A 7,148-nucleotide genomic window follows, 5' to 3' on the forward strand; every position below is an offset into this window, starting at 1 on the left:
AAACGCTGTTCAGGCGTGAGACAAAGGCGACCGGCGCCGCCAGCGGTCCGGCACGCCGCGCAACAGCAGGCGCCCGATCAGCATGAGCAGGGCGAGGGCAGCCACTGCCGCCTTGTACTTGACCGCATCGCCATAAGGGCCCAGGGCATACACCACTGTCCCCCAAAGCAAAGGCCCGGTGATGGCTGCCGCCTTTCCCGAAAGCGAGTACAGGCCGAAGAATTCGCCCAACCTGGCCGCCGGGACGAGCGTCACCAACAGCGGCCGAGCGGAGGTCCAGGTACCGCCCAAAAACATGCCGATGGCGCAGGCAAGACCCCAGAAGAGCGCCCTGCTGTTGATGGCTACCACCAACGCAAGGCAGACGATCCACCCGGTGAGCACCACAGTGAGAGCCGACTTGGGACCCACCCGATCGGTGAGAAAGCCGAAGAGAAAGGAGCCGATGGCAGCGGCAGTGGTAGCTACCAAAAAGAACGGCACCACCACGTCACTGGAGAAGCCCACCACTTTCACGGCGTACACCGCCATGAAAATGATAATCGTCTCCACGGCCTCCTCGTAGAAGAATTTGGCTGCCAGGAAGCGCAGCACCCCAGGCGTTTCTTTCGACTTGGCCAGCCCCGCCACGATGCGCTGCACCGTTGCCTCGAACTCATGCGCACCGGGAAAGACCGGATGCAACACCTTGTGCACCACAAACCGGTGGTAAGCAGCCAGGACGTTGCCCACCTCGACGCGGCCGGATTTGCTCTGCACCCGCCTGGTTGCAAAACGCCACAGAACGCAGCCTCCTACGGCGAGGGGCATGCCAAGGAGAAAAGGAAGATACGCGGCGGCTGGCAGCGCGGCCCGCAGCGAGTTTCGCGCCACATCCACCGCCTTTGCCGGTACTGGCTGACGGTCGCGCACAAAGACGAAGGTAGGTATCGCCGTGATCAGAAAAAGGAATGCAGTAGGGAGGAAGCTTCCGGCGTGTCCCCACCCCTCCTCACGTCGGTACAATCGCCAACTGGAGATGTCTTCATTGGCGGGCGGCCGCCAACGCACCATCACTGCGCGGCGTGCCCCTCCCCCCTGGAGCACCAAGGTCGTGTCGCGCGCTTCAACACGGATGCGCGGAGCCCACACCTTTCCCTCCGCGTCAACAGCCTTCAAGGAATAGCCATAGTGAGCATCGCGGTCTACGCCGAGGTCAAGGTAGGCACGCTCCCCACCCTCCAGGCGGGCGACCTCCACCTCTTGCCCGCGCAAGAACGGCACCTCAACCCCAAGGAACTCTATCCCGCCGGTGACGAAGGGCATAACCACCAGCAGGCCGAAAAAGCTGCCAAGGTAACCCACAGCAACCCCGTACCCGGAAATCTTGCCCATGGTGCGCGGGGTACTGACTTCTGGCAAGAGGGCGTTGTAGAAGACCAGGCTCCCCTGATAGGCAAAGTTCGCCAGAATGTAGAACACGAGGGCACACGAGGCGGCGGCGAGCACGGGCATGCGGAGCACACCGACGATGCCGATCATGGCCGTGCCCGACACGCAGAGCAGGGTCAGCGTGATGAGATACGGCATGCGCGCCCGGAAACGGTCCGAGACCACCCCTAAGACCGGCATGGTGAGTCCTACCAGCGCCATGGAGAGCGAGTTGCCCACACTCACCCAGATGTCCTCCATGGCAAGGTTGACCGTCATCCACAGCGGGAAGTACATGGTCACCACATTCATGGAGTAGATGGTGTTGGCAAAGTCGTAGAGGATCCATGAGGCAACGGCACGGGCAGGTGCACGGCGCATGCTGCCTTACTCCCTGTGTGCTGGGCATGAGGATGCGGAAGCGAGCGGCGCAAGAAGCGCCGCTGCCGGCTACTCGCGGGTGACTTGTCCGATCAGACGCACCAAGCGGTTGGTGAGACCGCGAAAACTCTTGTGGGGAGCTACCACGGCCGCCAACACCGCTGGCTGCCCAAACGCCTGGACGAAGCGCAAGACAATCTTTCGCCCACCTTCGTCTTCGAGCAGCACCTCGGCCAGTTTCGCCATTCCTCCCAGCTGCGTGGCGGTCCGTTGTACCTGGTCCAACACGATGGCGATCTCTGCCAAGAGATCTTGATTGACCGGGGTCTCCCCGGCCACCCCGGCAAGTGGCAGGCCATCGATGGTGAAGAGATAAGCCGCTTCATAATGCCCAAGGCGAATGAGCTGGAGCATCTGCTGCTCGATGACCTGCTGTGGCCCCTGCGCTTGCGCGCCCTCCTGTGGGGCCACCAGCGGCTGCGCGTCAGCCTTGTCAAAGTTCAGGTGGAGCATCCCTCCTGGCTCCTATCGAACACCATGGGTAGCATAGGCGGCTGACCGTGGCTCGCCCCTCTGCACATGGGCGACCACGCTATTGATGCACGCCCGCAGCGATTCGAACACCCCTATCCCCTGCGGCGCCACCGCCTCGAAAAAGGGCACGTTGCAGAAGTTGAGCTTCTCCTGCAGAATCGGCACCGGGAGGACATTTGGCAGGTCGCGCTTGTTGTACTGCATCACCCAGGGAAATTCGGCAAGGGTCGTGCCGCGACCGATCAGATACTCTTCGAGCTCAGCCATGGAGGCGAGGTTATCGCTCAACCGCTCTCTTTGCGAATCGGCAACAAACACGATCCCATCCACTCCCTCCAGCACGATTCTGCGGCTGGAACCGTAATAGACTTGGCCCGGCGTCGTGTAGACGTTGAAGCGCGGCCGCAGTTGTTTGATGCGACCCACCTCCAGGCGCAGAAAGTCGAAGAACAGCGTTCTCTCTTCGCGTGTCCTCAGGGAGATGAGCTCCCCACGCAGCCTGGGATCGATGTGCTCATAAATGTAGAGCAGGTTGGCGGTCTTGCCACCCAATCCAGGACCGTAGTAAACGATCTTGAAGATGATCTCATTTCGGGCTGTGTTGATGAACATACCGCAGGTCAACCGCGAAAGGACCGCTCCAGCTCGCGCTTCAGCAGCTCGCCGAATTCCATGTCCAGGAAGCGGGCGGCTTCTTCTTCTGCGCGGCGCGCCTCCTCAAGGATGCGATTGAGCAGAGCAACGGCCTTGTTGGCAAAGACGCGCACAATCCCCAACGCAACTGACGGGTCGAAAACAATGAGCAGCAGGTAGCTACCGCCCACGCTGGCGATGTAGACGTTGGCCCGCGTTCCCTCATGGAACAGGAGGCGGAACTTTCCTGGTTCGCCAAGCAAGCGGGCGATTTCGGCGGTGGCGGAGAACTCCCCCGCAGCCAGCGCCGTCAGCGAAGCAATGTCCAGGTCCGCCCGCGCACCTCCTTGGCAAATGGGGTGGCCGTTCATGTCCGCAAAGACGATAGTGCGCGCTCTGGTTTTCGTGACCAGCTCGGTGACAATGGAGCGGATCTCGGCATAGTTGGACTCTGATAAGAGAATCCTCTTGTTGTCCGCATTAGGCGCAAGATCCATACCAGGCCTCCCCATGGTGGTCGGCTTCTCTGCGGTTGCCGGCATTGAGGCGCATCTTCTGAACCGGCCATTCCAGGCTGGACGAGTCAACGGCCGAGCGCAAGTCGGTCGGCCAGATACGCCGGAAGCCCTGCCGCAAGAATCTTCTCCTGTGTGCTTTCAAATGCGTAACCAACACGCACCAATTCGAAAGTCAACTCCTCTGTGTCGAAGACACCAAAGCAGGCGTCAGGATTGCCGTCGCGGGGTTGACCCACGCTCCCCACGTTGATGAGATAGCGCCGACCCTTTGCCAGCACCACCTTCTGTTCTGTGTTGACCCCTATCTGCCCATCCTCGCCCAGCTCGAGCACTACAGGCACATGGGAGTGTCCCAGGAAACATATCTGTTCGCCAAAAGCGGCAAAGCTGCGTCGAGCATCGTCGAAGGTCTCAAGGTAGTACCACTGCTCTGGGGCCTCCGGGGTGGCATGCACGAAAAGAAGGCTCTCCCTTCGGTAGAGATATTGCAGCCCGCACAGGAATTCCCGGTGATCTTCGCTGAGCACCTTCCCCGTCCACGCCGCCGCCACCCGTGCCATCTGATTGAAGTAGTTGGTGTCGGTGAGGCCAACGCTGGCAAAGTCGTGATTGCCGGCAATAATGACCGAGGCCCGGTTGCGCACCAGGTCGATGCAGTCGTTGGGGTCAGGGCCGTAGCCGACGATGTCCCCCAGGCAGAGCACATCGTCCACTTGCAAGTCATCGATGGTCTGGAGGACCGCCGTGAGCGCTTCGAGATTGCTGTGAATATCGGAGATGATTGCCATGCGCATCGCCAGGACCTGCTCGCGTGTGTGCTCCCAGTTGTGGGCAGTAATATACGACCCGTACAGCCAGAAAGCAAGCACTATTTCAGCGATTTTCGCAGCTGCCGAGCCCAGCGCAAAGCCCTGCAAATTCGGCCCTTCGCGAGGCTCGATGAGACTGCGGGCCGAGACTCACCACCTCCATAATGCCCCAGGGTGTCGGTTCGCCGCAACCCCGGGTCAGGTCCGCTGCTCCACTCTTTGCTCCTGGCCGTTGCGCGGAGGCCTGCCTACAGCATCCAGACCGGGTCTATGTCCACGGCGACGCTGACGCTCTGGTCCTTGTGCTGCTTGTGGTAGCGTTGCAGCGCCTGCCTGAGGGCGGCATTCATGGCGCGGCCTGCGGGATCTCTGCTCTTCGCACCCTTCAGCACCACCTGCCAGCGATAGTGGCGCTGCAAGCGGACCAGCGGCGCTGGGAGCGGGCCAAAACAGCGAAAGGGCATGCCTTCCTTTGGCAACAGGTCGAAAAAGCTCCTGGCCGCTCGGGCTGCCTTCTCCTCTTTCACACTCTTGAAACAGACCACTGCCAATCGTCCAAACGGCGGGTAACCAAGCACGCGGCGATCTTCAATCTCCTGCAGGTAGAAGCCTTCAAAGTCGTGATGCTGCGCAAAGCGCAGGCAGTAATGGTCCGGCGAATACGATTGGATGACGACCTCTCCGCGCTTGTCTACCCGGCCAGCCCTGCCGGCCACCTGGGTGAGGAGCTGAAAAGTCTGCTCGGCCGCGCGAAAATCCGGGAAGAACAGGCCAGTATCTGCCGAGATCACCCCGACCAAGGTCACCCGCTGAAAGTCCAACCCCTTAGCCACCATCTGCGTGCCCAGGAGAATGTCGAATTCGCCGCGCTCAAAGCTCTCCAGAATCCGGTCGTGGGCACGCCGCCCCTTGGTTGTGTCTAAGTCCATGCGCACCACCCGCGCCTGGGGGAAAAGCTGCGCCAACGTCTCCTCCACCCGCTGCGTGCCCGTGCCCTTGAACAAGATATCGGCGCCGCCGCAGTTTGGGCAGACCGTGGGCGCGCGTTTACTGAAGGAACAGTAGTGACACCGCAGGGTACGGTCGTGCATGTGAAAGGTGAGGGTGACGTTGCAGTTGCGGCATTGCTCCACGTGCCCGCAGTCCCGGCACTTGATGAACGTCGCGTAGCCCCTCCGATTTTGCAGAAGGATCACTTGTTCACCGAGCGACAGTTTCTCCTTGATCTTCTCCTGCAGGAGCTGGGAAAAGACCACCGGTTGGCGCGGACTGCCGCCACGGCGCTCTGCGGTCATGTCCACGATGGTCACCTCGGGCATGGGCACATGGTCGATGCGGTGGGTGAGTCGCACCAGCTGGTACTTCTGCGTCTGGGCGTTGTAGTAGGTCTCGAAGGACGGTGTGGCGCTCCCCAGGACGACGACCGCGTTGTTCAACTTGGCGCGCATGACTGCCACATCGCGGCCGTGGTAGCGCGGGTCCGTGTCCATCTGCTTGAAGGTGGCCTCTTGCTCTTCGTCCACCACCACCAGGCCGAGGTTCTGCACCGGCGCGAAGATTGCCGAACGCGGCCCGATGACGATGCGATGCACCCCTTGGCGGACGCGCCGCCAGGCATCGAACCGCTCCCCCGGCGAGAGGCGGCTGTGCAACACGGTCACCTGGTTCTCGAAGTGAGCCCGAAAGCGTGCGACGATCTGCGGCGTGAGGGCGATTTCCGGCACTAAGACGATCGCGCTCTTTCCCATGCTCAGGGCACGGCGGATCGCCTCGATGTACACTTGCGTCTTGCCGCTGCCGGTGACGCCATGCACCAGTAGGGCGGAAAACCTGCCCGCATTCAGCCCCTGGGTGATGAGGTCCAGCGCCTGCTGCTGTTCTTGAGTGAGCACCACCGCCTTTGCTTCGGGAATTGGCGCGCGATCGTAGTAGTCGCGCGATACCTCCCGCTGCACTACCTTCACCAGGCCCGCCTTGAGCAGAGCAGCGACCGACTGGCCAGAGGCACGGGCGGCGCGCAGCAGGTCCGCCAGGCTGGTCTCATGCCCCTCGCTTGCCAGCAGGACGCGCAGGCATTCTGCCTGGCGCGGTGCCCGGGTGGCGAGCTCCCCCACCATCGTGTGCCACTCTTCGGCAGAGCGACCGTCCTGCAGCACCACCCATCGCTCCGTGCGCACGCCCACGGCTGCCTTCGGCAGGACCTCGTCCACCTTGACCAACCCCTGCTCCTGCAGCTGCGCCACGGCGCAGGACAGACCGCGCCTTCCCACCTTTCGCTCCAGTTGCACCGTGCTGAGTGGGCTCTTGGCCATCAGCGCGCGCAAGATGAGCGCCTGCCGCGGTGCACGCTTTTCCATGGCAGGCAGCAGGTCAACGTCGACCTCTTTCACCAGGCTCACCATCCTTCGCGATTCCTGATGGATGCCTGCGGGGAGGGCGGCCTTCAAAACTTCACCCAAAGGACAGATGTAGTAGTCGGCAATCCACCGGCAGAGCTGCAGCATCTCCTCGGCGAAGAGCGGCTCCTGGTCCAAGATGTCAACAATCTCTTTGAGCTCGGTCAGATCGCTGCGCTCGGCAAGTTGCACGACAAAGCCAGTCAGGCGGCGCCGGCCGAACGGCGCCAGCACCCTCTGCCCCACCTTGAGGTTGCCACGCAACTCCGCCGGTACGCGATAGGTGAAAGCGTGGTCAACGGGGATCGGGAAAACGATGTTCGCGTATCCTTGCACTCCTCACCCTGACGTGGCAACGCACCAGCACCGCCGCACGATTCCGGGCTTCACTGCTCTGGCGCCAAGTAGCGATGGCCCAGCTCTCTCAGACGCTCCTTCTCAGCCTCGCTGGCATCCAGGCTCTGCAC

Annotated in this window: 6 protein-coding genes; all 6 read right to left on the minus strand. The window is 61.8% G+C overall.

Translation table 11 applies throughout. The features are described 5' to 3' along the window. Positions 1-9 precede the first annotated feature (9 nt). On the minus strand, positions 10-1,791 hold the full coding sequence (locus H5U38_10770; GenBank protein ID MBC7187506.1) for an MFS transporter: 1,782 nt from the start codon (positions 1,789-1,791) through the stop codon (positions 10-12). A 69-nt stretch (positions 1,792-1,860) separates the two neighbouring features. Next, the gene (locus tag H5U38_10775) at positions 1,861-2,304 is read right to left on the minus strand and encodes a hypothetical protein (protein MBC7187507.1); all 444 of its coding nucleotides are present in this window, start codon (positions 2,302-2,304) and stop codon (positions 1,861-1,863) included. A gap of 12 nt (positions 2,305-2,316) precedes the next feature. Beyond that, positions 2,317-2,937: a GTPase domain-containing protein gene (locus H5U38_10780; protein MBC7187508.1), complete on the minus strand. Its 621-nt coding sequence runs from the start codon at positions 2,935-2,937 to the stop codon at positions 2,317-2,319. Positions 2,938-2,945: 8 nt separating this feature from the next. Continuing rightward, positions 2,946-3,455, minus strand: coding sequence for a roadblock/LC7 domain-containing protein (locus H5U38_10785; GenBank protein ID MBC7187509.1), 510 nt, complete (start codon positions 3,453-3,455; stop codon positions 2,946-2,948). An 86-nt stretch (positions 3,456-3,541) separates the two neighbouring features. Next, positions 3,542-4,270, minus strand: a complete 729-nt coding sequence (locus tag H5U38_10790) for a metallophosphoesterase family protein (protein ID MBC7187510.1) — start codon at positions 4,268-4,270, stop codon at positions 3,542-3,544. A gap of 263 nt (positions 4,271-4,533) precedes the next feature. Further along, entirely contained in the window at positions 4,534-7,017 is a 2,484-nt protein-coding gene (gene priA, locus H5U38_10795; GenBank protein ID MBC7187511.1) for a primosomal protein N', read from the minus strand. Between the last annotated feature and the right edge of the window lie 131 nt (positions 7,018-7,148).

The sequence above is a fragment of the Calditrichota bacterium genome (genome assembly GCA_014359355.1).
Lineage (GTDB): Bacteria > Zhuqueibacterota > Zhuqueibacteria > JANLFK01 > Oleimicrobiaceae > Oleimicrobium.

Coding starts and splice junctions, on each gene's coding strand:
- H5U38_10785 (MBC7187509.1), bottom strand. CDS start 3,455: ATGGATCTTGCGCCTAATGCGGACAACAAGAGGATTCTCTTATCAGAG.
- H5U38_10770 (MBC7187506.1), bottom strand. CDS start 1,791: ATGCGCCGTGCACCTGCCCGTGCCGTTGCCTCATGGATCCTCTACGAC.
- H5U38_10775 (MBC7187507.1), bottom strand. CDS start 2,304: ATGCTCCACCTGAACTTTGACAAGGCTGACGCGCAGCCGCTGGTGGCC.
- H5U38_10790 (MBC7187510.1), bottom strand. CDS start 4,270: ATGCGCATGGCAATCATCTCCGATATTCACAGCAATCTCGAAGCGCTC.
- H5U38_10780 (MBC7187508.1), bottom strand. CDS start 2,937: ATGTTCATCAACACAGCCCGAAATGAGATCATCTTCAAGATCGTTTAC.